Origin of the sequence: Streptomyces sp. NPDC096310 (assembly GCF_044763125.1) — a bacterium.
In the GTDB taxonomy this organism is placed as follows: domain Bacteria; phylum Actinomycetota; class Actinomycetes; order Streptomycetales; family Streptomycetaceae; genus Streptomyces.
This window is the reverse complement of record NZ_JBIWFO010000014.1, coordinates 136,742-163,073: the sequence shown is the minus strand read 5'-3', so window position 1 is coordinate 163,073 and position 26,332 is coordinate 136,742. Positions and strand designations below refer to the sequence as shown.

At 71.2% G+C, this 26,332-nt stretch carries 24 protein-coding genes; 11 read left to right on the top strand and 13 right to left on the bottom strand.

What is annotated here, in order from left to right; translation table 11 throughout:
- Positions 1-44 precede the first annotated feature (44 nt).
- Positions 45-1,169 (top strand): DNA integrity scanning diadenylate cyclase DisA, encoded by a 1,125-nt coding sequence (gene disA, locus ACIQ7D_RS24625; RefSeq protein ID WP_329822168.1) that lies wholly within the window; start codon positions 45-47, stop codon positions 1,167-1,169.
- 156 nt (positions 1,170-1,325) lie between these two features.
- Here the strand turns inward: disA and ACIQ7D_RS24620 are convergent, their stop codons facing one another.
- Positions 1,326-2,195 (bottom strand): hypothetical protein, encoded by an 870-nt coding sequence (locus tag ACIQ7D_RS24620; RefSeq protein WP_403940876.1) that lies wholly within the window; start codon positions 2,193-2,195, stop codon positions 1,326-1,328.
- A 169-nt stretch (positions 2,196-2,364) separates the two neighbouring features.
- On the opposite strand from ACIQ7D_RS24620, the gene ACIQ7D_RS24615 reads away from it, so the two are divergent.
- From ACIQ7D_RS24615 to cseC, 6 genes are all read left to right on the top strand, one after another.
- Positions 2,365-3,015: a phosphatase PAP2 family protein gene (locus tag ACIQ7D_RS24615; protein WP_403940874.1), complete on the top strand. Its 651-nt coding sequence runs from the start codon at positions 2,365-2,367 to the stop codon at positions 3,013-3,015.
- A gap of 264 nt (positions 3,016-3,279) precedes the next feature.
- The gene (locus ACIQ7D_RS24610; RefSeq protein WP_403940872.1) at positions 3,280-4,254 is read left to right on the top strand and encodes an A/G-specific adenine glycosylase; all 975 of its coding nucleotides are present in this window, start codon (positions 3,280-3,282) and stop codon (positions 4,252-4,254) included.
- 162 nt (positions 4,255-4,416) lie between these two features.
- Positions 4,417-5,016, top strand: coding sequence for a SigE family RNA polymerase sigma factor (locus ACIQ7D_RS24605; RefSeq protein ID WP_403940870.1), 600 nt, complete (start codon positions 4,417-4,419; stop codon positions 5,014-5,016).
- A complete protein-coding gene (locus ACIQ7D_RS24600) occupies positions 5,013-5,732 on the top strand; it encodes a hypothetical protein (protein ID WP_403940910.1) in 720 nt (239 codons plus the stop codon). Before ACIQ7D_RS24605 ends, ACIQ7D_RS24600 begins: the two co-directional genes overlap by 4 nt.
- A gap of 65 nt (positions 5,733-5,797) precedes the next feature.
- On the top strand, positions 5,798-6,511 hold the full coding sequence (cseB, locus tag ACIQ7D_RS24595) for a two-component system response regulator CseB (protein ID WP_403940868.1): 714 nt from the start codon (positions 5,798-5,800) through the stop codon (positions 6,509-6,511).
- Positions 6,508-7,836, top strand: coding sequence for a two-component system sensor histidine kinase CseC (gene cseC / locus ACIQ7D_RS24590; RefSeq protein WP_403940866.1), 1,329 nt, complete (start codon positions 6,508-6,510; stop codon positions 7,834-7,836). Before cseB ends, cseC begins: the two co-directional genes overlap by 4 nt.
- A gap of 102 nt (positions 7,837-7,938) precedes the next feature.
- Here cseC and ACIQ7D_RS24585 read toward each other — a convergent pair whose 3' ends face one another.
- Entirely contained in the window at positions 7,939-9,600 is a 1,662-nt protein-coding gene (locus ACIQ7D_RS24585; RefSeq protein WP_403940864.1) for an MDR family MFS transporter, read from the bottom strand.
- A 145-nt stretch (positions 9,601-9,745) separates the two neighbouring features.
- Here ACIQ7D_RS24585 and ACIQ7D_RS24580 point away from each other — a divergent pair, with 145 nt between their 5' ends.
- Positions 9,746-10,327: a TetR/AcrR family transcriptional regulator gene (locus tag ACIQ7D_RS24580; protein ID WP_403940862.1), complete on the top strand. Its 582-nt coding sequence runs from the start codon at positions 9,746-9,748 to the stop codon at positions 10,325-10,327.
- Between the two features lie 52 nt (positions 10,328-10,379).
- On the opposite strand, the gene ACIQ7D_RS24575 is transcribed toward ACIQ7D_RS24580, so the two are convergent.
- Positions 10,380-11,051 carry a M23 family metallopeptidase gene (locus ACIQ7D_RS24575; RefSeq protein WP_403940860.1) on the bottom strand — a complete coding sequence of 224 codons (672 nt, stop codon included), beginning with the start codon at positions 11,049-11,051 and terminating at the stop codon, positions 10,380-10,382.
- Positions 11,052-11,413: 362 nt separating this feature from the next.
- Between ACIQ7D_RS24575 and ACIQ7D_RS24570 the strand changes: the two genes are divergently transcribed.
- Together ACIQ7D_RS24570 and ACIQ7D_RS24565 are read left to right on the top strand one after the other, a co-directional pair.
- The gene (locus ACIQ7D_RS24570) at positions 11,414-11,833 is read left to right on the top strand and encodes a trypco2 family protein (RefSeq protein ID WP_403940859.1); all 420 of its coding nucleotides are present in this window, start codon (positions 11,414-11,416) and stop codon (positions 11,831-11,833) included.
- On the top strand, positions 11,830-15,057 hold the full coding sequence (locus ACIQ7D_RS24565) for an NACHT domain-containing protein (RefSeq protein ID WP_403940857.1): 3,228 nt from the start codon (positions 11,830-11,832) through the stop codon (positions 15,055-15,057). Before ACIQ7D_RS24570 ends, ACIQ7D_RS24565 begins: the two co-directional genes overlap by 4 nt.
- 101 nt (positions 15,058-15,158) lie before the next feature.
- Here ACIQ7D_RS24565 and ACIQ7D_RS24560 read toward each other — a convergent pair whose 3' ends face one another.
- Complete coding sequence (locus tag ACIQ7D_RS24560) at positions 15,159-17,681, bottom strand: ATP-dependent Clp protease ATP-binding subunit (RefSeq protein WP_403940855.1); 2,523 nt, start codon at positions 17,679-17,681, stop codon at positions 15,159-15,161.
- A gap of 433 nt (positions 17,682-18,114) precedes the next feature.
- Here ACIQ7D_RS24560 and ACIQ7D_RS24555 point away from each other — a divergent pair, with 433 nt between their 5' ends.
- Complete coding sequence (locus ACIQ7D_RS24555; RefSeq protein ID WP_403940853.1) at positions 18,115-18,807, top strand: SCO3374 family protein; 693 nt, start codon at positions 18,115-18,117, stop codon at positions 18,805-18,807.
- Here the strand turns inward: ACIQ7D_RS24555 and ACIQ7D_RS24550 are convergent.
- From ACIQ7D_RS24550 to panC, 9 genes are all read right to left on the bottom strand, one after another.
- The gene (locus ACIQ7D_RS24550) at positions 18,786-19,121 is read right to left on the bottom strand and encodes an Lsr2 family protein (protein WP_365806118.1); all 336 of its coding nucleotides are present in this window, start codon (positions 19,119-19,121) and stop codon (positions 18,786-18,788) included. The genes ACIQ7D_RS24555 and ACIQ7D_RS24550 overlap by 22 nt on opposite strands.
- Positions 19,122-19,264: 143 nt before the next feature.
- On the bottom strand, positions 19,265-19,804 hold the full coding sequence (locus tag ACIQ7D_RS24545) for an amino-acid N-acetyltransferase (RefSeq protein ID WP_403940850.1): 540 nt from the start codon (positions 19,802-19,804) through the stop codon (positions 19,265-19,267).
- Between the two features lie 9 nt (positions 19,805-19,813).
- Entirely contained in the window at positions 19,814-20,323 is a 510-nt protein-coding gene (locus tag ACIQ7D_RS24540; protein WP_403940849.1) for a BlaI/MecI/CopY family transcriptional regulator, read from the bottom strand.
- 147 nt (positions 20,324-20,470) lie between these two features.
- Positions 20,471-20,656 (bottom strand): hypothetical protein, encoded by a 186-nt coding sequence (locus ACIQ7D_RS24535; RefSeq protein WP_403940847.1) that lies wholly within the window; start codon positions 20,654-20,656, stop codon positions 20,471-20,473.
- A gap of 14 nt (positions 20,657-20,670) precedes the next feature.
- A complete protein-coding gene (locus tag ACIQ7D_RS24530) occupies positions 20,671-21,315 on the bottom strand; it encodes a hypothetical protein (protein ID WP_403940908.1) in 645 nt (214 codons plus the stop codon).
- Positions 21,316-21,581: 266 nt separating this feature from the next.
- Positions 21,582-22,379 (bottom strand): type III pantothenate kinase, encoded by a 798-nt coding sequence (locus ACIQ7D_RS24525; RefSeq protein WP_329822185.1) that lies wholly within the window; start codon positions 22,377-22,379, stop codon positions 21,582-21,584.
- On the bottom strand, positions 22,379-23,431 hold the full coding sequence (gene nadC, locus ACIQ7D_RS24520) for a carboxylating nicotinate-nucleotide diphosphorylase (RefSeq protein WP_403940845.1): 1,053 nt from the start codon (positions 23,429-23,431) through the stop codon (positions 22,379-22,381). Before nadC ends, ACIQ7D_RS24525 begins: the two co-directional genes overlap by 1 nt.
- A 2-nt stretch (positions 23,432-23,433) precedes the next feature.
- Positions 23,434-25,305: an L-aspartate oxidase gene (locus ACIQ7D_RS24515; protein WP_403940843.1), complete on the bottom strand. Its 1,872-nt coding sequence runs from the start codon at positions 25,303-25,305 to the stop codon at positions 23,434-23,436.
- Complete coding sequence (gene panC, locus ACIQ7D_RS24510) at positions 25,302-26,309, bottom strand: pantoate--beta-alanine ligase (RefSeq protein WP_403940906.1); 1,008 nt, start codon at positions 26,307-26,309, stop codon at positions 25,302-25,304. Before panC ends, ACIQ7D_RS24515 begins: the two co-directional genes overlap by 4 nt.
- Between the last annotated feature and the right edge of the window lie 23 nt (positions 26,310-26,332).

Below are 26,332 nucleotides of genomic sequence, written 5' to 3'. Positions count from 1 at the left end.
ACTTTGCCCTGGTCTCGCCCATCCGTACGAGCCGGAGGAGTGCAGTGGCAGCCAACGACCGGGCATCAGCGCCCGGAAAGTCCGGCGCGGGCTCCGGCAACGAAGCGCTGATCCGCGCGTCCCTGAGCGCTGTCGCGCCGGGGATGGCGCTGCGCGACGGGCTGGAGCGCATCCTGCGCGGTAACACCGGCGGTCTCATCGTCCTGGGGATGGACAAGACCGTCGAGTCGATGTGCACGGGCGGTTTCGTACTGGACGTGGAGTTCACCGCGACGCGCCTGCGCGAGCTGTGCAAGCTCGACGGCGCGCTCATCCTCGACAAGGACATCACGAAGATCCTCCGGGCGGGCGTGCAGCTCGTCCCGGAGTCCTCGATCCCCACCGAGGAGACGGGCACCCGGCACCGTACGGCGGACCGGGTCTCCAAGCAGTGCGGCTTCCCGGTCGTCTCCGTGTCGCAGTCGATGCGGCTGATCGCGCTGTACGTGAACGGGGAGCGCCGGGTCCTGGAGGAGTCGGCGGCGATCCTGTCGCGGGCGAACCAGGCGCTGGCGACCCTGGAGCGGTACAAGCTCCGTCTGGACGAGGTCGCGGGCACGCTCTCCGCCCTGGAGATCGAGGACCTGGTGACGGTCCGGGACGTGACGGCGGTGGCTCAGCGGCTGGAGATGGTGCGCCGGATCGCCACGGAGATCGCCGAGTACGTGGTCGAGCTGGGCACCGACGGCCGGCTTCTCTCGCTCCAGTTGGACGAGTTGATCGCGGGCGTGGAGCCGGAGCGGGATCTGGTGGCCCGTGACTATGTCCCGGAGCCGACCGCGAAGCGGGCCCGTACGGTCGACGAGGCGTTGGTCGAACTGGACGCGCTCACCCATCCGGAGCTGCTGGAACTGCCCATCGTGGCGCGGGCCCTGGGGTACAGCGGCTCACCGGAGACCCTCGACTCGGCGGTCTCGCCCCGCGGTTACCGGCTGCTGGCGAAGGTGCCGCGGCTTCCGGGCGCCATCATCGAGCGGCTGGTCGAGCACTTCGGCGGGCTCCAGAAGCTGCTGGCGGCGAGCGTGGACGACCTCCAGACGGTGGACGGTGTCGGCGAGGCCCGCGCGCGGAGCGTCCGCGAGGGCCTGTCGCGGCTGGCGGAGTCGTCGATCCTGGAGCGGTACGTCTAGCCGTACAACCAGCGGTACGTCCAGCCGTAGGTCACGTCATATGTCCGGCGGTACGTCCAGCGGTACGGATGCCGGAAGCGCGCGAACGCCCCGGCCGGGGAAGGGATCCTGGCCGGGGCGTTCGCGTATCCGGTGCCGTCGTGGGCGCGCGGCCGGTCAGTCCTTCTCCAGGCGGATCGACTGCTGCCCCTGCTTGACCGTCGCGCCCGGCGCCACCGCCTCCACCAGGTACGTTCCGGGGCCGACCGCGCCGGCCGGCGGGGTGGCGCACCGCTCCGCGCTGCGCCCGCGGTCCCACTCGACGGTACGAGTGACGGTGGAGCCCGCCGGCACCCGGAACAGCGCGTCGCCGGCCTGGGGGCAGTCCTTGGAGGACCAGACCCGCTCGTCGTCGGAGTCGGTGACGGTGAGGACCATGGCCTTCGGCCCGAAGTCCGCCTTGCAGGTGGTCGCCGAGGTGTTCTTGGCGACCAGCCGGAACACGGGCTTCTCGCCAGGACCGTAGGCGACCTTCGTCGTGGCGAGGGTCAGCGTCAGGGAGCCGGGGGCGCAGTCCGGCAGCGCGGAACTCCCGGGCACCTGCCGGCCCGAAGTGGTGGTGCCGCCCGCGCCGGAGCCCGAACCGCCGCCGGACGAACCGGCGGAACCGGAGGATCCCGCGGAACCGCCGCCGGACGATGCGCCGCCTCCGCCGGAGCCCGCGCCGCCGGTGTCGCCGTTCTTGCCGCCGTCGGCGCCCGCGTCCGTACCGCTCTGGCCGCCGTCGTTCCCGTCGGCGCCCGCCGACTCGTCGCGGCCGCCCGGCTGTTCGCTGATGGCGGGGCCCGAACCGGAGGGCCCGGGGGTGATGGTCGTCGCGGGATTGGCGCCGTCGCCCTTGCCGTCGGTCTTCTTGCCACCTCCACCCAAGGTGACGACCCATACGACCAGCAGGGTGAGCAGCGCGATCAGCGTCGCCGCGACTGCCCTCCGTCGCCAGTAGATGGTGGAGGGAAGCGGCCCGACCGGATTGCGCAAAGATCCCACGGCGCAAACTGTACGAGAGATCCGGGCCAACTCCCGCCCCACATGCCGTCCGTGTGCGCAAGTTTTACGGATCATCATCCCGCAGCGGCGAGTCTGACCGCGATCTTCGGCTGATGCGTATTCAGGTGGCGATTGAGGGAACCCCGGATGGCCTCGGTACGTTCTCCCCATGAACAGCAGCGCAACCAGCGGCCTCTATCGAGATGTCGTCGACTTCGCCCACTCCACCCCTTCCTGGTTCCAGTTCCTGGCGGAAATATGGACAGAAGCCGGACTGCTCTTGTTCGGGGTCCTCTTCGTCGTGCTCTGGTGGCAGGCCAGACCGGCCGGCTCGCGCGCCGTGGCCGTCGCGGTGCTCGCCCCGCTCGCGACCGCCTTCGCGTATGTGTGCAGCGAGGTGTCCAAATCGGTGATCCAGGAGGACCGGCCCTGCCGGACCGTCACGGGCGCCGTCTCCCTCATCCCCTGTCCGCCCGTGGGTGACTGGTCCTTCCCCAGCAACCACTCGACGATCGCCGGTGCCGCGGCGATCACCCTGGTGCTCGCACGCCCCGTCCTCGCGTATCTGACGGTGCCGATGGCGCTGCTGATGGCGTTCTCGCGGGTCTTCGTCGGCGTCCACTACCCGCACGACGTGGCGGTGGGCCTGGTGTTCGGCGGTGTGGTGGCCACGATCGTCGTCCTGCTCGCGGCCCGTCCCGTACAGCTCCTGGTCGAGACGATGCGCTCCGGCCGGTCGGGCGCGGCGCTCTGGCTGGCGGGTCCCGGCGACGGCGCGCCGGTGGTGGCGCGCGGACGCCACAGCGCGGGCCGGAGCTGAGGCACGACCGGAGCTGAGGCACGACCGGAGCTGAGCACGGCGCGGAAGAGAGCGGAAGAGAACAGGGAAGAGGAAAAGGCGTACTTCCGGAGCGCGTCGGACCGGGCGGGGGCACTGCCCCAGGCGTACAGCGCCGGCCGGGCGCGTGACGGCGACGCGGCGCGCGGGCACTGACCCGGGCGTGCGGAGCCCTCCGGCGTACTCCGGCGTACGCCTGCCTGCTGCACCGTCCGCGCGCCCGCACATGTCAGGATCGGTGCTGCCATGACTGCTACCTCCGCGCACCCCACGCCCCCGCGCCACCCGTCGTCCCCGTCGCACCCCGCCCCGGTGGACGGGACCGGTCCGGCCGCACCGCCCTCCGCCCCCTCCACGCTGCACACCCCCGTCATCGCGTGGTTCGAGACACACGCCCGCGATCTGCCCTGGCGCCGCCCCGAGGCGGGCGCCTGGGGGGTGATGGTCAGCGAGTTCATGCTCCAGCAGACCCCGGTGAACCGGGTCCTCCCGGTGTACGAGCAGTGGCTCGCCCGCTGGCCCCGCCCCGCCGACCTGGCCGCCGAGGCGCCCGGCGAGGCGGTGCGCGCCTGGGGCCGGCTGGGCTATCCGCGGCGCGCGCTGCGGCTGCACGGCGCCGCGAAGGCGATAACGGAGCGGCACGGCGGTGACGTACCCCGCGAGCACGCGCAACTCCTCTCGCTGCCCGGGATCGGCGAGTACACGGCCGCCGCGGTCGCGTCGTTCGCGTACGGGCAGCGGCACGCCGTGCTCGACACGAACGTACGGCGCGTCCTGGCCCGCGCCGTGAACGGCGTCCAGTACCCGCCGAACGCGACCACCGCCGCCGAGCGGAAGCTCGCGCGGGCGCTGCTGCCCGAGGACGCGTCGACGGCGGCGCGCTGGGCCGCTTCCTCCATGGAGCTGGGCGCGCTGATCTGCACGGCGAAGAACGAGGGGTGCGCGCGCTGCCCGATCGCCGCGCGGTGCGCCTGGCAGCTCGCCGGGAAGCCCGCCCACGACGGGCCGGCGCGGCGCGGCCAGACCTACGCGGGCACGGACCGCCAGGTGCGCGGCAAGCTCCTCGCCGTACTGCGGGAGGCGCCGGCGCCCGTACCGCAGGCGGCGCTGGACGCGGTGTGGGACGAGCCGGTGCAACGGGCGCGGGCCCTGGACGGGCTGGTCGCCGACGGACTGGTCGAGCCCCTGGAGAACGCCCTGTACCGGCTGCCGCAGAGCTGAGCCCGGCCGGGCCGCCGTTACACAACCGATGGACAGCCGTGCGTCCTCCGACGGCTGTCCCGCACAGCCCCGTGACAAGCGCTCCGTAATTTCGGTGGCGTCAGGAAAGTGCCGTCGGGTCAGGGAACGGCATGGATGATCACGGGGTCGGAGGCGGTTGGCATGTCGCAGGGTGAGGTGCTCGGATTCGAGGAGTACGTGCGTACCCGGCAGGAGGCTCTGCTGCGCAGCGCCCGGCGTCTCGTACCCGATCCCGTCGACGCGCAGGATCTGCTCCAGACCGCGCTGGCCCGTACGTACGGCCGCTGGGACGGCATCGCCGACAAGTCCCTCGCCGACGCCTACCTCCGCCGCGTCATGATCAACACCCGTACGGAGTGGTGGCGCGCCCGCAAGCTCGAAGAGGTCCCCACCGAGCAGCTTCCCGACGCGAGCGTCGAGGACGGCAGCGACCAGCGGGCCGACCGCGCGCTGCTGATGGACATCCTCGGAGTGCTGGCTCCGAAGCAACGCAGCGTCGTCGTGCTGCGACACTGGGAGCAGATGAGCACGGAGGAGACGGCCGCGGCGCTCGGCATGTCGGCGGGTACGGTGAAGAGCACGCTGCACCGCGCGCTGGCGCGGCTCCGCGAGGAGTTGGAGAGCCGCGCTGCCGAGAGCCGGGAGGCCCACGCGCCGGAGAAGCCGGTGGTGGTCCGTCGTGACGCACGTGGCGGCCGGGGTGGCCGCCGGGAACGGGGGCGGGAGAGGTGCGCGGCCTGAGAGGCCCCGATCGGTCGGGGAGCGGATCGGCGGAGGGCGGACCGCCCGGCCAGGAATCGGTAGGCCAGGAATCGGCGGGGCGCGGCACGTCGGGGCACGCGTCCCTCGCGGCGGGTGGCACGGTGCTGGCCGGGCTCGCCGCCATCGGCCTGCTCGCGGCCGGCTGTTCGACGGGCGGTACGGGGACCCGGGACGAGGGCGCGGCCGTGACGGCGCCGGTCGAGCGGAACGTCCCCACGCACAAGGCGTCCGCGGTGACGCCCGCCACGACCGTCGACGCGCTGTCCCTGCTCAGGAACGACCCCAAGGTCAGCCCGCGGATCAAGGCGGACCTCAAACAGTGCGGCGAGGACACGTACCCGGTGGACACGTCGTACGGGAACCTCACCGGCGGTACCGCGCCCGATGTGGTGATCAACGTGATGACGTGCGGCGACGCCGTCGGCATCGGCACGTTCGTGTACCGCGAGAAGGACAAGGCGTACGAGAACGTCTTCGCGGCCGAGGAGCCGGCGGTCTACTCCACGATCGACCGCGGCGAACTTGTCGTCACCCAGCAGGTGTACGCGAAGGGCGACCCGATGTCGTACCCCTCGGGCGAGGACGTGGTCACCTACAGGTGGGGCGACGGCAAGTTCGGCGAGCGGTACCGCGTACGCAATGACTACAGACGGTCGGTGCCCACGTCCGCTCCCTCCGTCGTCGACGGAGGCTGACCCCCCCGGCACGACACGTTCACCTTCCGGCATGACACCCACGACCGAGAACTGAGAGCCGCAGGATGGCCGAGACCCATGTCCTGTTCGTCGAGGACGACGACGTCATCCGCGAAGCCACCCAACTCGCGCTGGAGCGCGACGGCTTCGCGGTCACCGCGATGCCGGACGGCCTCTCCGGCCTGGAGGCGTTCCGCGCGAACCGGCCCGACATCGCACTGCTCGACGTGATGGTGCCGGGCCTGGACGGCGTCAGCCTGTGCCGGCGGATCCGTGACGAGTCGACCGTGCCCGTGATCATGCTGTCGGCGCGCGCCGACTCGATCGACGTGGTGCTCGGCCTGGAGGCGGGCGCCGACGACTACGTGACCAAGCCCTTCGACGGCGCGGTGCTCGTCGCCAGGATCCGCGCCGTCCTGCGCCGCTTCGGCCACGCGGGCCGGCCGGCCGGGGAGCCGGGCCGGCTCGGCGGACCGGGCGAGCCCGACGAGCACGGGGTGCTCTCCTTCGGCGATCTGGAGATCGACACGGAGGGCATGGAGGTACGGCGGAGCGGCGTGCGGGTGGCGCTGACCCCGACGGAGATGCGGCTCCTCCTGGAGTTCTCGTCCGCGCCCGGCACGGTGCTCTCCCGCGACAGGCTGCTGGAGCGGGTCTGGGACTACGGCTGGGGCGGCGACACCCGGGTCGTGGACGTCCATGTGCAGCGGCTGCGTACCAAGATCGGCCAGGACCGGATCGACACCGTCCGCGGTTTCGGATACAAGCTCAAGGCATGAAACGCCTCGCTCTGCGCACCGGCGTCAGGTGGAAGATCAGCATCGCGATCGCGGCGGTCAGCGCGCTCGTGGCGGTCGCCCTGAGTCTGGTCGTCCACAACTCGGCCCGGGTCTCCATGCTCGACAACGCGCGTGAAGTCCAGTTGGAACGGCTGCTGTTCGCCCAGCGCATGTACGACAGCACCAAGGAAGCGAAGTTCGGCACCAAGGTCGACGATCCGAACCTGCCGCGCTCCCTGGAACGGAAGATGGCCCAGGGAAGACGCGCTACCTATGTGCAGGAGGGGGAGAACGGGGTGCCCGACGTCTGGGCGGCCGTCCCGCTCAGCAACGGCACCGTGCTCTCGCTGCACAGCAAGTTCGCCGACCGCTCCAACACGATCATGAAGGACCTGGACCGGTCCCTGATCATCGGCTCGGTCTCGGTGGTCTTCGGCGGCTGCGCCCTCGGGGTGCTGGTCGGCGGCCAGCTCTCGCGGCGGCTGCGCAAGGCCGCCGCGGCGGCGGGCCGGGTGGCGCAGGGCCATACGGACGTACGGGTCGGGGAGGCCGTGGGCGGTGTCGTACGCGACGAGACGGACGAGCTGGCCCGTGCGGTGGACGCGCTGACGGACGCGCTGAACGAGCGGATCGAGGCGGAGCGCCGCGTCACCGCGGACATCGCCCACGAGCTGCGCACCCCGGTGACGGGGCTGCTCACCGCGGCCGAGCTGCTACCGCCCGGGCGGCCCACCGAGCTGGTGCGCGACCGGGCGCAGGCCATGCGGACCCTGGTCGAGGACGTTCTGGAGGTCGCGCGGCTCGACAGCGCCTCGGAGCGGGCGGAGCTTCAGGAGATCGCGCTCGGCGAGTTCGTCGCACGGCGGGTGGCCACGCTCGACCCCGGCATCGAGGTGCAGGTCGTCCACGACTCGTGGGTCAGCACCGACCCACGCCGGCTGGAACGCATCCTGGGCAATCTGCTGGCCAACGCCGCCAAGCACGGCGGCACACCGGTCGAGGTCACGGTGGAGGGCCGGGTGGTACGGATACGGGACCATGGCCCCGGCTTCCCGGAGGCGCTGCTCCGCGAGGGCCCGAGCCGTTTCCGTACGGGCGCCACGGACCGCGCGGGATACGGGCACGGTCTGGGCCTGACCATCGCCGCCGGGCAGTCCCGGGTCCTGGGCGCCCGGCTCACGTTCCGCAACGCGACCCCTGCGGGGTCGCCGGGCAGCGGCGCGGGGGGCGCGATCGCGGTGCTCTGGCTCCCGGAGCACGCCCCGACGAACACGGGCAGCTTCCCGATGCCGCTCCTCCAGGACCTTGAGGACCTCAAGGACTGAGCGGAGCGGCCGTCCGGTCCCCCCGTACGAGAGCGCCCCGGACTGCCGCCGGCCCCGTCCCGTGAGGCGGGACAGGGCCGGAAGCAGGGGGAGGGGTGAGGGTCAGACGGTCTGCGGGACCTTGCCGTCCACCGCCGTGACCTCGTCGGCGTCCTTCGGGCCCGCGCCCCGCAGCGGGACCTCGCGGACGAAGAAGGCCGCCGCGAGCCCGATCACCGCGATGCCCGCGCCGAGCAGGAACGCCGAGTGCGTACCGGCGGAGACCGCCTGCTGGTACGCCTCGCGCACCACGTCCGGCAGCTTCGCCAGGCTCGCCGCGTCGAGCTGCGCGGACTGCTCCGTCACACCGGCGGCGCCGGAGCCCGCGCGGGCCGCCATCTCGTCCTGCACCTTGCCGGTGAAGAGCGCGCCCATGATCGCGGCACCGAAGGAGCCGCCGAGCGTACGGAAGAGGGTGGTCGTGGACGAGCCGACGCCCATGTCCTTCATCTCGACGCTGTTCTGCGCGACCAGCATCGTGATCTGCATCAGGAAGCCCAGACCGGCGCCGAGCACCGCCATGTAGATGCCCGAGGTCAGCCGCGTGGTGTCCGGGCCCATCTGCGCCAGGAGGAAGAGCCCCGTGACCATCAGGCCGCTGCCCACGATGGGGAAGATCTTGTACTTGCCGGTGTTGGTGGTGATCCGTCCCACCACCAGCGAGACGAGCATCATCGACAGGAGCATCGGCAGGAGCAGCAGACCGGAGTTGGTGGCGGAGGCGCCCTGCACGGCCTGCTGGTAGAGCGGGAGGAAGAGGACCGCGCCGAACATCACGAAGCCGGTCAGGAAGCCGACGACCGACATGATCGTGAAGTTGCGGCTGCGGAAGATGTGCAGCGGCATGATCGGTTCGTCGACCTTGGTCTGCACGGTGACGAACCCGACGAGCGCGGCGACACCGACGAAGATCAGCAGCAGGATCATCCCGGAGGTCCAGGCGTACTCCGTACCGCCCCAGGTCGTGACCAGCACGATCGAGGTGATGCCGATGGTCAGCAGCCCGGCGCCGAGGTAGTCGACCTTGACCTTCTTCGAGCGGTCCCTGGCGGGCAGGTGCAGTACTGCGCTGATCATCGCGAGCGCCACGGCGCCCAGCGGCAGGTTGATGTAGAAGCTCCAGCGCCAGCCGAGGTGGTCGGTGATCGTGCCGCCGACCAGCGGTCCGCCGATCATGGCGAGGGCCATGACCCCGGCCATCATGCCCTGGTACTTGCCGCGCTCCCGGGGCGGGATCAGGTCACCGATGATGGCCATGACGCCGACCATCAGACCACCGGCGCCGAGCCCCTGGACGGCCCGGAAGCCGATGAGCTGGCCCATGTCCTGCGCCATGCCGCTGAGCGCGGAGCCGATCAGGAAGACGACGATCGAGGCGAGGAAGACGCCCTTGCGTCCGTACAGGTCGCCGAGCTTGCCCCAGATCGGTGTGGCGGCCGCCGTGGCGAGGGCGTACGCGGTGACCACCCAGGAAAGGTGGGCGAGGCCGCCCAGCTCGCCGACGATGGTCGGCATCGCCGTACCGACGATCATGTTGTCGAGCATGGCGAGCAGCATCGCGATCATCAGCGCCAGCAGGACGACGCGCACGCTGCGCGGCTGCCGCTCACCGCTCGTGGCCGCCTCCGCGGCCGCCACGGACCCGGCGGTCGTTATGGACCCCGCCCCGTCCCCCGCTGGTGCCGCGCCCGCGGCCTTCCCCGGCTGCGTCCCGTTCGAACTCATCGTCCCCACCGCTCCCCTGGTACATCTTGATGCTCGGTACATGTGCCGGCCCGGACCCTTACTTGCCGACCGGCTAGCTGACTACACTGCGGTAAAGTAGACCTCTACTTGCCGGGCGTCAAGTAAGTTATTCGGGAGAGCAGCCATGGGCAGCACGCAGCACCCCCGGCGGGGCAACACCCGCCAGCGCATCCAGGACGTCGCGCTGGAGCTGTTCGCGGAACAGGGGTACGAGAAGACCTCGCTGCGGGAGATCGCCGAACGGCTGGACGTCACGAAGGCGGCGCTCTACTACCACTTCAAGACCAAGGAAGACATCCTGATCAGCCTGGCCGAGGATCTGACGCGCCCGATCGACGAGCTGATCGCCTGGGGCCAGGAGCAGCCGCACACCCTGGAGAGCAAGCAGGAGATCCTGCACCGCTACAGCGCGGCCCTCGCGGGCGCGGCGCCGTTCTTCCGCTTCATGCAGGAGAACCAGGCGACCGTACGCGAGCTGAGCGTCGGCGAGAGCTTCAAGGGCCGGATGGTCGGCCTGTTCGACCTGTTCAAGGACCCCGGCGCCTCCATGGCCGACCAGGTCCGGTGTGTGAGCGCGCTCTTCACCATGCACGCGGGCACGTTCGCGCTCAAGGACGTCGAAGGAGACCCCGAGGAGAAGCGCGAGGCCATCCTGGAGGTCTCCATGGAGCTGATCACCAACGCGCACCACGGGACCACGTCCTGAGACGTGGTCCCGTGGTGGGGTCACTCCCCCGTGCCCGATGTCATGCCAGGCGTCACACCTTGACGCCGACGGAGCGCAGGAAGGGCACCGGGTCGACGGCCGAGCCGTAGTTCGGCGTCGTACGGATCTCGAAGTGCAGGTGCGGGCCGCTGGAGTTGCCGGTGTTGCCGGACAGGGCGATCTTCTGCCCCGTCTTGACCGACTGGCCGATCCCCACGTCGATCTTCGAGAGGTGCGCGTACTGCGAGTACGTACCGTTCTTGTGCTTGATCACGATCGCGTTGCCGTACGCGGGACCGTCACCGGCACCGTTGGGGCCGGCCTTGACCACGGTGCCCGTGTGGGCGGCGTGGACGACGGTGCCGACCGGCACGGCGAAGTCCTGGCCGGAGTGCTTGTGCGACCACATCGAGCCGCCACGGCCGAACTTCGCGCTCAGCGTGTACTTCTTGACCGGGTCGGTCCACGCGGCGGCCTTCTTGGCGTCCGCCGCGGCCTTGCTCTGCACGGCGTCGGCGGCCTTGGCCTGGACGGCGGCCTGCTGGTGCACGGCGCCGGCCGAGACCGAGGAACCGGCCGGGCTCGCGGGAGCGTCACCGCTGGTCGCGGCGAACGCGGTCCCGGCCCCGGCCACCATCGTCACTCCGAGTCCGGCAGCCAGAACGCCGGCACGGGCACGAAGGGCGGACGGGCGGGACAGACGGGACAGGTTGCGCTGCGACATACGGGATGAACCTCCGGGCAAGAATGGTCCCGGCACTCATGCGCCGGGCTGGCCACACCTTGGTAACCCGGACCCACCCGCATCCCAAAACACCCCATCTACGACATCTCGTCGTAGCACCGGTGGCGGTCCTCGGCCTCTTGACGCCCCGCCCGCCCCGCGCACCGCACCGGCACCGCAGATCCGGGCCTCCCTGTCGAACCGGCGGCTTGCGCACTATTCCGTCTAGTAGCGCCGAAAACGCCTGTGCGCCTTGTCACGGCCGCGGGCAGGAGGACTGTCCGTTTCGGGACCAAAGCCCTGGCCCGCGTCCTAGGCTCGGAAGCCTTCCGAGACCAGGAACTTCACCAGGGGGCACCGCCATGACCGCACCGGCAGTCGGCCACGCGCACGAACACGACTTCGACGGCATCGAACTGGCCGACGCGATCCAGTCCGTACGGGACCAGCTCATCGAGGCCGCCACCCGCGCCACGGGGGCTCCCGTGGCCTTCGAGGTCGGTGACATCCAGATGGAGTTCACTCTGGAGCTGCGCAAGGAGGTCAAGGGCGGCGCGAAGGTCAAGGCCTGGGTGGTGGAGGCCGGCGCGGACGCCTCCCGTACCTCGGGCCGCACCCACAAGGTCGCCTTCACGCTGAAGCCCCAGGAGGCCCGCTCCGGCGCGCCCTGGAAGGTCGGCAACCGGGACCACGGCAGTACGGCGGGCTTCGGCGGCGGCGCGTCCGAGGGCACCGGAACCGGCAGCGGCAGCGGCAGCGGCAGCGGCAGCGACGCTCGGTGAGCGCCCACCGCGTCGTCGCCGTCTTCGGTGAGCAGCAGGGCACCGGCGTACTGCTCACCCCTCGCTCCGTGCTGACCTGCGCACATGTGGTCGGTGCCACGGACAGGACGACGATCGCCCATCCCGGCCGCGCCGAGAGCTTCAGCGCCGAGGTCCAGTGGCGCGACGACGCCCTGGACACGGCGCTGCTCGTCACCGACCACGACGTCCTCGCCCCGGAGGTGGCCGCGCCGCTCGGCCGCCTCCGTATCGGCACACTCGCCACGGAGGCGCCACTGCCGTACTGCGAGATCGTCGGCTTCCCCGACATCCAGCGGTACGGGCCGGCCGCCGCCCTGGAGCTGGACCAGTACCGCGCCACCGTCCTGCCCACGGCGGGGCGGCTGCGTACCGCCCTGGTCTGTGAACTGGACCACTCGGCGGCAGCCGAGCGCGCCGACGACACCACCCCGCTCCAGGGCCTCTCCGGCTCCCCGGTCTTCGCGGGCGCCGTGCTGCTCGGCATCGTCACCCAAGTACCCCAGGGCCGTGGCCACCTACGGGTGGAGGGCGTGCCCATGGCCCGGATCCTGGGGGCGGACGGCCCGCTCCGCAGCACGTTCCTGGCCGCGCCGGTGACCGATGTCCACCCACGGGACGAGCGCTTCGAGAAGGAGTACGCGAACGCCGTCAAGGCCCGCTACCGCAAGACCCGGATCTTCGGCATCGACGAACTGGGCACGAACGAGGCGACCTGGGACCTGGACACGGCGTATCTGAGCCTGGAGGCCGGCGGCCGGGAGCGGCCGTCCGGCCTGGACAGGGCGGAGCCGCACCGGCCGCCCCCGGTCCAGCCGAGCCGGATCGACAACCTGCTGGCGGACCGCCCCCGCACCCTGCTGCGCGGCGAGGCCGGCGCGGGCAAGACCACCCTGGTGTGGTGGCTGGCCGCCCACGCGGCCTGCGGCACGCTGGGCCCGGAACTGGCCGACCTCAACGGCCTGGTCCCGTTCGTCGTCCCGCTGCGCACCGTGCACGCCCGGGGCAACGGACTGCCGACACCGTCCCAGCTCTCCTCCGTGGCCCAGATCCTGACGGACGACGCGCCTCCCGGCTGGGAGCGGCGGGTACTGGAGGCGGGGCGGGGCTTCCTCCTGGTCGACGGCGTGGACGAAGTGCCCCCCGCCGAGCGCGAACACACCCGGGTCTGGCTGCACGAACTGCTCGACCTGTACCCGAACACCCGCTGCCTGGCCACGGTCCGCCCGCTCGCCGTCGAGGAGGAGTGGCTGCGCTCCGTACGCTTCGACGAGCTGCAACTCCTCCCGATGGGCCACGAGGACATCCAGGCGTTCGTCACGGCCTGGCACCGGGCCGCGCGCCTCGAATGCGAGACATACGCGGACCAGGGGCGCGCCGAGGCGGAACGCGCCGAACTCGCCACGCTGGAGGCCGAGCTGCGGGCGCAGTTCAGCCAGAACGACGCCCTGCGCACCCTCGCCCAGACCCCGTTGCTGTGCGCCGTCATCTGCGCCCTGCACCGCCGCCGGGGCGGCCTCCTGCCCGACACCCGCTGGGAGCTGTACCGCTCCACGCTCGCGATGCTCCTCGGCACCCGGGACACCCAGCGCGGGATCGCCAACCCCGACGGCATCACGATGGGCTTCGAGGAGCACCAGGAGCTGCTGCAGTCCCTGGCGGTCTGGCTGGTACGGGGCGGGCAGGCACAGCTCTCGCGCGAGGTGGCGGAGGGGCAGATCAAGGTGGCGATGCGGCGGCTGCCCCAGGTCGGCAAACAGGGTTCGGCGGCCACGGTCCTGACGCATCTGCTCAACCGCAGCGGCCTGCTCCAGGAACGCGGCGACGACGAGATCCAGTTCATCCACCGGACGTTCCAGGACTATCTGGCGGCCCGCGCGTTGGTGGAAGGCGGCTCGCTCCCCGAGCTGCTCCGCAACGCCCACAACGAGCAGTGGCAGGACACCGTCAGGCTGACGGTGGGCCACTGCCGCCCCAACGAAGTCCGGGCCCTGATCGAGGGGTTGCTGGAGAACGGGGAAGGCGCCGCGGACCACACCCAGCGCGCGACCCTGTACACGCTCGCGGCCCGCTGTCTCCTCGACACGGTCGTGGTCGACGAGACGGTCGGCGAGATGGTCGCCGCCCGGATCCGCACCCTGCTGCCACCGCGCGACGCGACCGGCGTGGAGCTGCTGGCATCGCTGGGCGGCTACATCCTGCCCTTTCTCCCCGAGCCGTCCTCGCTCGACCCCATGGCGGCGACGTACGTCACCGAGCTCATCTGCGAGATCGGGGGCAGCGAGGCCGTCCCCTACGCGAAGCGGTACGCGCTGTACGACAGTTCCGACGTACGGTCCCGGCTCGCCAACAGCTGGTCGCGGTTCCCGGCGGAGGAGTTCGGCGGTGAAGTGCTCGCCCGTCTGCCGCTCGCCGAGGCGGATGTCCTGGTCGACCGCGGTGACCAGCTCCGCCTGCTCAGGGAGCTGGCACCCTTCGACACCCTCACCCTCCGAGGCGACTTCTCGGGGGCCCGGCTCAGCCGTGACCTGGCCGGTGTCGAGGTCGGCAAACTGTACGTCTCGGCGAACGGGGCGCTCGACGATCTGGCCTTCGTCCAGCGGCTGCCCACGCTGAGGCAGCTCACCACGATCGACTGTCCGGCGGTCACCAACCTCACCCCGCTCAAGAAGACCGGCATCGATCTGCTCAATCTGAGCCTGCACGGCATCACCCAGGCACAGCTCGCGTCGATCCGGGGCATCCCGGAGCTCACCGCGCTGCTGCTCCGCTACCGGAGCACGTCCACCGCGCGCAAGCTGCCCGCGGCGCATCCGCAGGTGATCGCTCTCGACGTCGAGTGCCTGAAGCGGATCGATCTCTCCACGCTGAGGATGTGGCCGGCGCTCCGCTATCTGACGCTGGAACTCGACTCCTGCACCTGGCTGGTCCGCGGTCGGCGTGCCGTCACCCCGGCACCGCAGATCAGGATGGTGGAGCTGCGGCTCAGGTCCGACTACGCCGGAGTGGAGCAGATCGCCGTCGCCTTCCCCGCTCTCAAGGAGCTGGAACTCGTCTCCGCCGTATCGACGGTTCAGGCCCTGGACCTCACGCCGCTGCACGCCCTGCCCGATCTGCGGGTCACCGTCTCGTCGGAGTGGCCCGGCGTCCGGCCCACCCTCCTCGGCACCGAGCCCTTCGGCGACCGTCTGACCGTAGCGGGCTAGGACAGCCGAAAAGGGGCTGCCCCGGAACCGTGGGAAACGGTCCGGGGCAGCCCCTTCAAGCGCTCAGGCGCTCGGCCCAGCAGCGTCACGCGCGTGGCGCGTCACGCCTCCTTCGTCAGGTTCGGGCCGCCGCCCGCCGCCTGCTCGATCGGGGGGACGTCCGGCAGCGGGGACTTCTCCTCGCCGCGGAAGGTGAACGCCTTCGCGTCACCCTCGCCCTCCGTGTCGACGACCACGATGTGACCGGGGCGCAGCTCACCGAAGAGGATCTTCTCGGAGAGGATGTCCTCGATCTCCCGCTGGATCGTCCGGCGCAGCGGCCGGGCGCCCAGGACCGGGTCGTAGCCCTTCTTCGCGAGGAGCGACTTGGCGTTCGGGCTCAGCTCCAGGCCCATGTCGCGGTCCTTGAGGCGCTCGTCCACCTTGTCGACCATGAGGTCGACGATCTGGATGATGTCTTCCTCGGTGAGCTGGTGGAAGACGACCGTGTCGTCGACACGGTTGAGGAACTCGGGGCGGAAGTGCTGCTTCAGCTCTTCGTTGACCTTGTTCTTCATCCGCTCGTAGTTCGTCTTCGTGTCGCCCTGCGCCGCGAAGCCGAGGTTGAAGCCCTTCGAGATGTCCCGCGTCCCGAGGTTGGTCGTCATGATGATGACCGTGTTCTTGAAGTCCACGACCCGGCCCTGGGAGTCGGTCAGGCGACCGTCCTCCAGGATCTGGAGAAGGGAATTGAAGATATCGGGGTGGGCCTTCTCGACCTCGTCGAAGAGAACGACGGAGAACGGCTTCCTGCGGACCTTCTCGGTGAGCTGGCCGCCCTCTTCGTATCCCACGTAACCGGGGGGAGAACCGAAGAGGCGGGAAACCGTGTGCTTCTCGCTGAACTCCGACATGTCGAGAGCGATCAGCGCGTCCTCGTCGCCGAAGAGGAATTCGGCGAGCGTCTTGGACAGCTCGGTCTTACCGACACCGGACGGACCGGCGAAGATGAACGAGCCGCCGGGGCGCTTCGGGTCCTTCAGACCCGCTCGCGTACGGCGGATCGCCTGCGAGAGCGCCTTGATGGCGTCCTTCTGGCCGATGACGCGCTTGTGCAGCTCGTCCTCCATGCGGAGCAGCCGGGAGGACTCCTCTTCCGTGAGCTTGAAGACCGGGATGCCCGTGGCCGTCGCCAGGACCTCGGCGATCAGCTCTTCGTCCACCTCGGCGACGACGTCCATGTCGCCGGCCTTCCACTCCTTCTCCCGCTTGGTCTTCGCGGCGAGGAGCTGCTTCTCCTTGTCGCGGAGAGAGGCGGCCTTCTCGAAGTCCTGGGAGTCGATGGCCGACTCCTTGTCGCGGCGGACTCCGGCGATCTTCTCGTCGAACTCGCGGAGGTCCGGCGGCGCGGTCATCCGGCGGATGCGCATCCGGGAGCCGGCCTCATCGATCAGGTCGATCGCCTTGTCCGGCAGGAAGCGGTCCGAGATGTAGCGGTCGGCGAGCGTCGCGGCGGCGACCAGCGCGGAGTCCGTGATGGACACGCGGTGGTGCGCCTCGTAACGGTCGCGCAGACCCTTCAGGATCTCGATCGTGTGCGGCAGCGACGGCTCCGCGACCTGGATCGGCTGGAAGCGGCGCTCCAGGGCCGCGTCCTTCTCCAGGTGCTTGCGGTACTCGTCGAGCGTCGTCGCACCGATGGTCTGGAGCTCACCGCGGGCCAGCATCGGCTTCAGGATGCTGGCGGCGTCGATCGCGCCCTCGGCGGCGCCGGCACCCACGAGGGTGTGCAGCTCGTCGATGAACAGGATGATGTCGCCGCGGGTGCGGATCTCCTTCAAGACCTTCTTCAAGCGCTCCTCGAAGTCACCGCGGTAGCGGGAGCCGGCGACGAGCGCGCCGAGGTCGAGGGTGTAGAGGTGCTTGTCCTTGAGGGTCTCGGGCACCTCGCCCTTGACGATGGCCTGGGCCAGTCCCTCGACGACCGCCGTCTTGCCGACGCCGGGCTCGCCGATGAGGACCGGGTTGTTCTTCGTACGGCGGGACAGCACCTGCATGACCCGCTCGATCTCCTTCTCGCGCCCGATGACCGGGTCGAGCTTGGATTCGCGCGCGGCCTGGGTGAGGTTCCGGCCGAACTGGTCGAGGACCAGGGACGTGGAGGGCGTGCCCTCGGCAGGACCGCCCGCTGTGGCGGCCTCCTTGCCCTGGTAGCCGGAGAGCAACTGGATGACCTGCTGCCGCACCCGGTTGAGATCGGCGCCCAGCTTCACGAGGACCTGGGCGGCGACGCCCTCGCCCTCGCGGATCAGGCCGAGCAGGATGTGCTCGGTGCCGATGTAGTTGTGGCCGAGCTGAAGGGCCTCGCGGAGCGACAGCTCCAGGACCTTCTTGGCACGGGGGGTGAAGGGGATGTGCCCGGACGGGGCCTGCTGGCCCTGGCCGATGATCTCCTCCACCTGCTGGCGGACCGCCTCGAGCGAAATCCCGAGGCTCTCCAGGGCCTTAGCGGCGACACCCTCACCCTCGTGGATAAGGCCCAGGAGGATGTGCTCGGTGCCGATGTAGTTGTGGTTGAGCATCCGGGCTTCTTCCTGAGCCAGGACGACAACCCGCCGCGCGCGGTCGGTGAACCTCTCGAACATCGTTAATCGCTCCTCAGAGCGGTCAGGCAGTAAAGGGGTCGGTCCCCTCCCTGTCCTTCCGCAGCTTAGTCCCGCAAGCGGGGACCGCTCATTCCAACTGCCGACTACCTGTCCCAGGCTCCCAGCCCCGAACGCCGGACAACAGCTTCAACCTGATGGTGGGAGACGATGTTCCCGCAGGCCAGGCAGATACCCCACGCATCACTACGCCGATGGCGAACGCGAGACGCCAGGAACCGCGTGTCGCCCCTTCCCACTAGGAATGTCTTACCCGCTCGCACCGACACTCCATGCGGCGCACCCCGATTCACTCCGCTACGGGCGAACACCCTTGCGCTCCCCCACACGCCCGCACGCCCCCAAATCGGGGACTGTGCGCGATGGAGCGCGTACCGAGCGTAACTCCGGGCGGTGGACGGGAGTTTCCCGGGGTATGACTCCGACCGTTCCGCCACCCCGTGCTCCCTCCGACGACGGTCGCGGCCCCCGGTACGCGCGGTACACGGAGCCGTACGCGCAGTGGTGCGAGGAGTGGTACCAGGAATGGTACGAGGACGGGCTCGGCTGGCCGACCGCGTCCGGGCCGCCGCTCGGGCTGCTCACCGGGGTCCGCTTCGATGTGCTGGAGCTGCCGGCCGACGCGGGCGCCGCGCTGCTGCGGCGGACCGGCCCGACGGGCGGTCCTGTGGCGCTCAGCGGCTGCGGCGGCCTGGTCCGGCTGCTGGTGGCCGAGGGGAGCGCGGACGAGCTGCCCGGGCTGCTCGACTGGCTGGACTGGGGCGGTATCGCCCTGGGGCTGACGGCGCTCGGCGCGGGCGGACGGATGGCCGCCCCTGTGCGGAATGCCGTACGCGATGCCGTACGGAGTGCCGCTCCCCCGCGGCCGGCGGGCGGCGCGGCACAGGGGGCCGCCGTGTGGCTGCGGCCCCCCGAGCCCGGACGTGAGGTGGAACCGACGCTGCCGGTGCTCACACTCTCCGGACGGGGGGACGGTAACGGGGGCAGGGGTGGGGGTGCCCCCGATCTCGTACGGCTCGTGGACGCGGCGGCCACAGAGTGCCACCGGGCCCGCTTGCTGCGCGGAAATACGTTCCGTACGAATACTCAGCCGTTGGCCTTCTCGTAGGCTTCACGGATCTCGGCGGGAACACGGCCGCGGTCGTTGACGCTGTAGCCGTTCTCCTTCGCCCACTTGCGGATTTCGGCGGTGTCCTTGTTGCCACCGGCCGCCAGGCGCCCCTTGCCACGACTGCCCGCGGCGCGGCCACCGGTACGCCGGCCACCCTTGGTGTACGGATCGAGGAGACCCCGCAGCTTGTCCGCATTGGCCGTGGTGAGGTCGATCTCGTAGGTCTTGCCATCCAGAGCGAACGTCACTGTCTCGTCCGCCTCGCCGCCGTCGAGGTCGTCGACAAGAAGGACCTGAACCTTCTGTGCCACCGGATTTCCTTTCATCGAAAATGCAGTACGCGGAAAGGAAACCGCTTTTCTCAGGAAAACACAAACCCCCGGGAGAGGTTCACAGGCGCAACAGGACGGGAAACGTGCGCGATTCGGACATAGAGCTCTGCGGAGTCGGACGATCACAGATGCAGAAGCATCCGGCTGTTGCCCAAGGTGTTCGGCTTCACCCGTTCGAGACCGAGGAACTCGGCAACACCCTCGTCATAGGAACGCAGCAGCTCTCGGTAGACATCTCGGCCGACCGGGGTCTCACCGATCTCCTCGAAGCCCCGCTTCGCGAAGAACTCGACTTCGAAGGTCAGGCAGAATACCCGGCGCACTCCGAGCCAGCGGGCCGTCTCCAGCAACTTGTCCAGCAGAAGATGTCCGGCTCCGGCCCCCTTGACCACGGGATCAACGGCGAGTGTGCGCACTTCGGCGAGGTCCTCCCACATCACGTGCAAGGCGCCGCAGCCGATGACGCTCGCGTCCGCGTCGCGTTCCGCGACCCAGAACTCCTGGATGTCCTCGTAAAGGGTCACCGGCGCTTTGTCGAGCAGGATGCCTTCGCTCACGTAAGCGTCGACGAGACGCCGGATCGCCGGTACATCCCTGGTCCTGGCCCGCCGGACGGTGAGGGCATTTGCTTCGGCATTGGGAACGGGTGGCACTGAGGGCATGACCGGACGCTATCGCCCCGGCCCTGAACCGCCGTCGGCGCCCTCTCCCGGCCGGCCCTCCACGGCTTCCGGGGCTTCGGGGGGTTCGGGCACTTCCTGGGCTTCGGGCGCTTCCACGGGGGCCTGAAGCGGTTCCGGGACAACCGGTACGTCCGGACTGTTCACCCGGACCATACGGACGGCGTCCTCAAGGGCCTGGCGCTGCTCGGCCGACATCATGCCGAAGAAGGCGACGAGTGCGGCGGCCGGGTTGTCACTCTTCGACCAGGCTTCGTTCATGAGGGCCGCGGCGTAGGCGGCACGGGTGGAGACCGCCGTATATCGATAGGCACGGCCGTCCACTTCCCGGCGTACCCAGCCCTTCTGATGGAGATTGTCCATTACGGTCATGACGGTGGTGTAGGCGATGGACCGTTCCCGCTGAAGGTCTTCGAGGACTTCCCGGACGGTGACCGGACGGTTCCATTGCCAGACGCGTGTCATGACGGCGTCTTCCAGGTCTCCCAATTGACGGGGCACCCCGCCACCATAGTGCGAGATGTCCGAATGGCCGGTTATTGACGTAACAAAAAGGACGTACGACTGGGTTTCAGTCGTACGTCCGTACGTTCGTACATCCGTAGGCGGCATCCGTACGCGTCCGGTGCCGCGTGCGGGCGGAGTCCCTCAGGCGCGGTGCGCTTCCGGGGTGGAGCCGTGCCCGGCGGCCTCCGTGCGGGCCAGGGCCGCGTCGACGGCCGCGTCCTCCTTGGCCTTATTGGGGCCACCCTGGCTCTTGACGATCGTCCTGACCAGGAGGGTGAAGAACGTGGCCATGACCACGGGGGGCAGCAGCGCGGAGACGTAGTCCATGCCGTCCAGAGTAGCTAGCCGACGGCGAGCCGTTCCGGCGGGGGCGCGGGTCTGCGGCGGGGCGGAAAGACCTCGGACGGCTTGGGCATCGGCTTGTCCGGCGCGGGACGGCGCGGCTCGGCGGGCTCGGCGGGTTTGGCGGGCCGGGCCGGCTTGGCGGGCTTGGCGGGTTCCCGGGGCTCGCGCGCCGGTTCGTCGGCCGCCCGGCCGCCGGGCAGCGCGAGGAGCCGGGTACGGGGCGCGGGGGCCGTGCGGGGCGCGGGAGCCGTACGGTGCCCCGCGCCACCCAGCCCCGCGAAGCGGGACCGTACCGAGCGCTCGGCGAGCCGTCGGCAGTGGTCGAGCAGGGCCGCGGCGGCCGGGTTGCCCCGCAGGGCGCGCAGCGCGGCGAGGTCGTCGGGGCCCGGCGGGTAACCGGTGGCCAGGGCGTCCTGGAGCAGTTCGAGATAGCCGGTGACGGAGCCGGGCAGCGCCTGGCGGTAGCGGGCCAGGTCGGCGACGAGGAACGCCCGCATCCGCCTGGCCTCGCGTACCGCCTCGTCCACGGACTCGGCGAGCCGCAGGCAGTCCTGGACGTCTTCGCGCGGGAGCGGGGCGGGGTGCAGGGCGGTGGCGAGGGCGCGTCGGAGCACACACAGCTCGTCAGCGCCGAACGCCATGCCGCCGCGGGATCCGTAGGGCGTGGGCATGGGGCGACAGTACGCGCCAAAGGGACAAAATCCGCTTAATACCCCACTCCGGGCGCGCCCGGAGTGGGGGCCGGCGTGAACGGGCCGCGGGGCGGGTGGGTCCCGCCGCCCGGCGCCCCCGTGCGGGCCCGTGAAGGCGGCTCACGGGCCCGCGCGGGGGCGACGCGGTCCCATGGGCCGCCACGCCTAGGGGGCCGCGCTCACCTACGGGCAGGGCTCACGAACCGGAAAGCGGCTCACATACGGGAGACGTTGCGTTCGTACACCAGGCGCAGGCCGATCAGGGTCAGCCACGGCTCGTGCTCGTCGATCACGGACGCCTCGCCCAGGACCATCGGCGCGAGGCCGCCGGTGGCGATGACCGTCACCTCTTCCGGGTCGTCCGACAGCTCGCGCGCCATGCGCGACACCACGCCGTCGACCTGGCCCGCGAAGCCGTACAGAATGCCCGACTGCATCGCCTCGACGGTGTTCTTGCCGATCACGCTGCGCGGCCGGGCCAGCTCGATCTTGCGGAGCTGCGCGCCCTTGACGCCCAGCGCCTCGACCGAGATCTCGATGCCGGGGGCGATGACCCCGCCCGTGTACTCGCCGCGCTCGCTGACCGCGTCGAAGGTCGTCGCCGTACCGAAGTCGACGACGATCGCGGGGCCTCCGTACAGCTCGACCGCGGCGACCGCGTTGATGATGCGGTCGGCGCCGACCTCCTTGGGGTTGTCCATCAGGATCGGCACGCCCGTCTTGATGCCGGGCTCCACGAGGACGGCGGGTACGTCGCCGTAGTAGCGGCGCGTCACCTCGCGCAGCTCGTGCAGGACGGAGGGGACCGTGGAGCAGATCGCGATGCCCTCGATGCCGTCGCCCAGTTCCTCGCCGAGGAGCGGGTGCATGCCCATCAGGCCCTGGAGGAGGACGGCGAGTTCGTCGGCGGTGCGGCGCGCGTCCGTGGAGATGCGCCAGTGTTCGACGATCTCCTCGCCGTCGAACAGACCGAGGACGGTGTGGGTGTTGCCCACGTCGATGGTGAGCAGCATCAGGCGCCGACCTCGCGCAGGTCCAGGCCGATGTCGAGGATCGGGGAGGAGTGCGTCAGCGCGCCGACCGCGAGGAAGTCGACGCCCGTCTCCGCGTAGGCGCGGGCGTTGTCGAGCGTGAGCCGGCCCGAGGATTCCAGGACCGCGCGGCCCGCGACGACCCCGACGGCCTCGGCGGTCTCGGCGGGGGTGAAGTTGTCCAGGAGGATCAGATCGGCGCCGGCGTCCAGGACTTCGCGTACCTGGTGCAGGGTGTCGACCTCCACCTCGACCGGCAGATCGGGCGTGCCCAGCTCCTCCAGGGTGGCCCGTACGGCCTTGAACGCCTCGGCGACGCCGCCCGCGGCGACGACGTGGTTGTCCTTGACCAGGGCGGCGTCGGAGAGCGACATCCGGTGGTTGACGCCACCGCCGCACCTCACCGCGTACTTCTCCAGGGCGCGCAGCCCCGGTGTGGTCTTGCGGGTGTCGCGGACCTTGGCGCCGGTGCCTTCGAGTGCGTCGGCCCACGCGCGCGTGGCGGTCGCGACGCCGGAGAGCCGGCACAGGAGGTTGAGCGCGCTGCGTTCGGCGGTGAGCAGATCGCGGGTGCGGGTGGTGACGCTGAGCAGCCTCTGGCCCGCTTCGACGCGGTCGCCGTCCAGGACGTGCCGCTCGACCTCGAACTCCTCCGTGCAGACGAGGGAGAGGACGGCCTCGGCGATGTGCAGTCCGGCGACCGTGCCGTTCTCGCGGGCGGTGAAGTCGGCGGTGGCGACGGCGTCCTCGGGGACGGTCGCCAGGGTCGTCACGTCCACGCCGCGGTCGAGGTCCTCCTCGATGGCGACATGGGCGATGTCCTCGACCTGGACGGGGTCGAGTCCGGCGTCGGCGAGGAGCTGGGCGAGGGCGGGGTCGAGTCCGCACTCCAGGTCCGCGGGGTCGTACCCGTCCTCGTCGCCGCAGCCGCAGTGGTCACCGCAGCCGCCCGCGGAGGCTCCGGCGGGGGCGCCGATCTGGATGAGCGGTACGTCCACGGGCTCGGGGCGCGGACTGTCTTCGGGCGTGCTCACGGTTACGGCTCCCTGGGGGCGTTGGCTGGACGTGGGGGTACGTCGGAATCCGGGACGGCGGTGGGGACGGCGTCGGACGGGGCGACGGGAGAGGGGTCGATGTAAGGGGGGTCGACGGGCGGGAAGGCGGCCGTCGCCGTACGGCGCAGGACCAGGCCGCGGTCGGGTGCGAGCCGGGCGACGAGATGGGTGCGCCAGTCGGTGTCGTCGCGCTCGGGCCGGTCCTCGCGCCAGTGGCAGCCCCGGGTCTCCGCGCGCTCCAGTGCGGTGGCGACCAGGACGCGCGCGACGCAGAGGAGGTTCGTCGTCTCCCAGGCGTCGACCCCGGGGACGGCGGCCTTGCCGGGGGATCCGGCGGGCGGCTCCGGGTCGGTGGGGTGGTCGGCGCCGGGGGGTGGGGCCTGCTGGAAGACCGCCTCCAGGGCCGCCGCGGCGGCTTCGAGGCTCGCGGCGGACCGGAGCACTCCGGCGCCCTGGGACATGACGCGCTGGATGCCGGCGCGGGCCTCGGGGGCGATGAGCGGGAGGTGGAGCGTGCCGGCCGGTTCGACCGGTAGGGGTGCGGCCTCGGCGGGCCCGCGCCGGGGCGTGGCGCCCTCGGCCCCGCGCGCGGCCCCCTCGGCGATGTCGGCGGCGATACGCTCCGCGAAGACCAGGCCCTCCAGGAGGGAGTTGGAGGCCAGCCGGTTGGCTCCGTGGACCCCCGTACAGGCGGTCTCGCCGCTCGCGTACAGGCCCGGGACCGTCGTACGGCCGCGCAGGTCGGTGCGGACCCCGCCGGAGGCGTAGTGGGCGGCGGGGGCGACCGGGATCGGCTCCGTCACCGGGTCGATGCCGTGGGAGCGGCAGGTGGCGAGGATCGTCGGGAAGCGGGTCTCCCACATCTCGGCGCCGAAGTGCCGCGCGTCGAGATACATGTGCGCGGCGCCCTGCTCCCGCATCCGCAGCGTGATCGCCTTGGCGACGATGTCGCGGGGGGCCAGCTCCGCCAGTTCGTGCTGTCCGAGCATGAAGCGGACGCCCTCGGCGTCGACGAGATGGGCGCCCTCGCCCCGTACCGCCTCGGAGACCAGCGGCTGCTGGCCTTCGGCCCCGGCGCCGAGGAACAGCACCGTCGGGTGGAACTGCACGAACTCCAGGTCGGAGACCTCCGCGCCCGCGCGCAGCGCCAGCGCCACGCCGTCGCCGGTGGAGACCGGGGGGTTGGTCGTCGCGGAGAAGACCTGGCCCATGCCGCCGGTGGCGAGGACCACGGCCGGGGCGTGGACGGCTCCGACGCCGTCGTGCTGTCCCTCGCCCATGACATGGAGGGTGACGCCCGACGTACGGCCCTGTCCGTCCGTCAGGAGGTCCAGGACAAGCGCGTTCTCGACGGTGCGGAGCGCGGCCCCGCGGACGGCCTCGACCAGGGCGCGGGAGATCTCGGCGCCGGTGGCGTCGCCGCCCGCGTGGGCGATACGGCGGCGGTGGTGGCCGCCTTCGCGGGTGAGGTGCAGTTCGCCGGCGGCCGAGGTGTCGAAGTGCGCGCCGGTGTCGATGAGGCGGCGTACGGCGGCCGGGCCCTCGGTGACGAGGGTGCGGACCGCCTCCTCGTCGCAGAGTCCGACGCCCGCCACGAGCGTGTCGTCGAGATGCTGCCCGGGGGTGTCGCCCTCGCCGAGGGCGGCGGCTATGCCGCCCTGCGCCCAGCGGGTGGAGCCGTCGTCCAGCCGGGCCTTGGTGACGACGACGGTACGGAGGCCGGCGGCGGTGCAGCGCAGGGCGGTGGTGAGTCCGGCGACACCGGAGCCGACCACGACGACATCGGCGTCGAGGGCCCAGCCGGGGGTGGGGGCGGTCAGCCGTATTCCGGTTCCGGTCGGGCGTCCGGTCACTGGGGGGCTCCGAAGGTCAGAGGGATGTTGTCGATCAGCCGGGTGGTACCGACCTTCGCGGCCACGACGAGGACCGCCTCGCCGGTGTGGCCGTCGGAGACCTCGGTGAAGTCCGCGGGGTCCACGAGGGCGAGATAGTCGAGGTCCAGCGGCGGTACGGCGCGCGCGGCCTCGTCGAGGACGCCCTGGGCCGCGGCCCGTACGGCGTCCGCGCCGTCCGGGGTACGGGCTGCGGCCACCGCGTGGGCGTCGGCGGCGAGGCGCGGCTCGCCGAGGGCGGAGAGGCGGGCGGCGCGGGCGCCGGGCGCAGGGGCGGATGCGGCGCGGGCGCGCAGCGCGTGCTGGGCCGCGAGCCGGTCGCGGGCGGCGAACAGGGCGCGGGAGAGCGCCAGGGCGGTACGGCGCTCGGCCACCGACAGGTAGCGGTTGCGGCTGGAGAGCGCGAGGCCGTCGTCCTCGCGGACCGTCGGTACGCCGACGATCTCGACCGGGAAGTTCAGGTCGCGGGCCATCCGGCGGACCAGGGCGAGCTGTTGGGCGTCCTTGAGGCCGAAGAAGGTGACGTCGGCGCGGGTGAGATGGAGGAGTTTGGCGACGACCGTGAGCATGCCGTCGAAGTGGCCGGGGCGTGCGGCGCCTTCGAAGTGCTCGCCCATGGGGCCCGCGGAGAGGGTGATCTGCGGGGCGCCGCCGGGGTAGACCTCGTCGGCGCCCGGCGCGAAGACGACATCGGCGCCGGCTTCCCGCGCGACCTTCAGGTCGGCCTCAAGGGTGCGCGGGTAGCGGTCCAGGTCCTCCCCGGCGCCGAACTGGAGCGGGTTGACGAAGACGGTGACCACGACGAGGCCCTGGGGACCGACCCGGGCGCGGGCGGCGCGTACGAGCGTGGCGTGGCCCTCGTGGAGCGCGCCCATCGTCAACAGGACGCCGATCCGGGCGCCGGGGGCGCGCCGGTCCAGGAGGCGGTCGAGGTCCGCGCGCGTGGCGGCGAGTTCGAAGCTCATGGGGTCCGTCTCTCCGGTCTCGG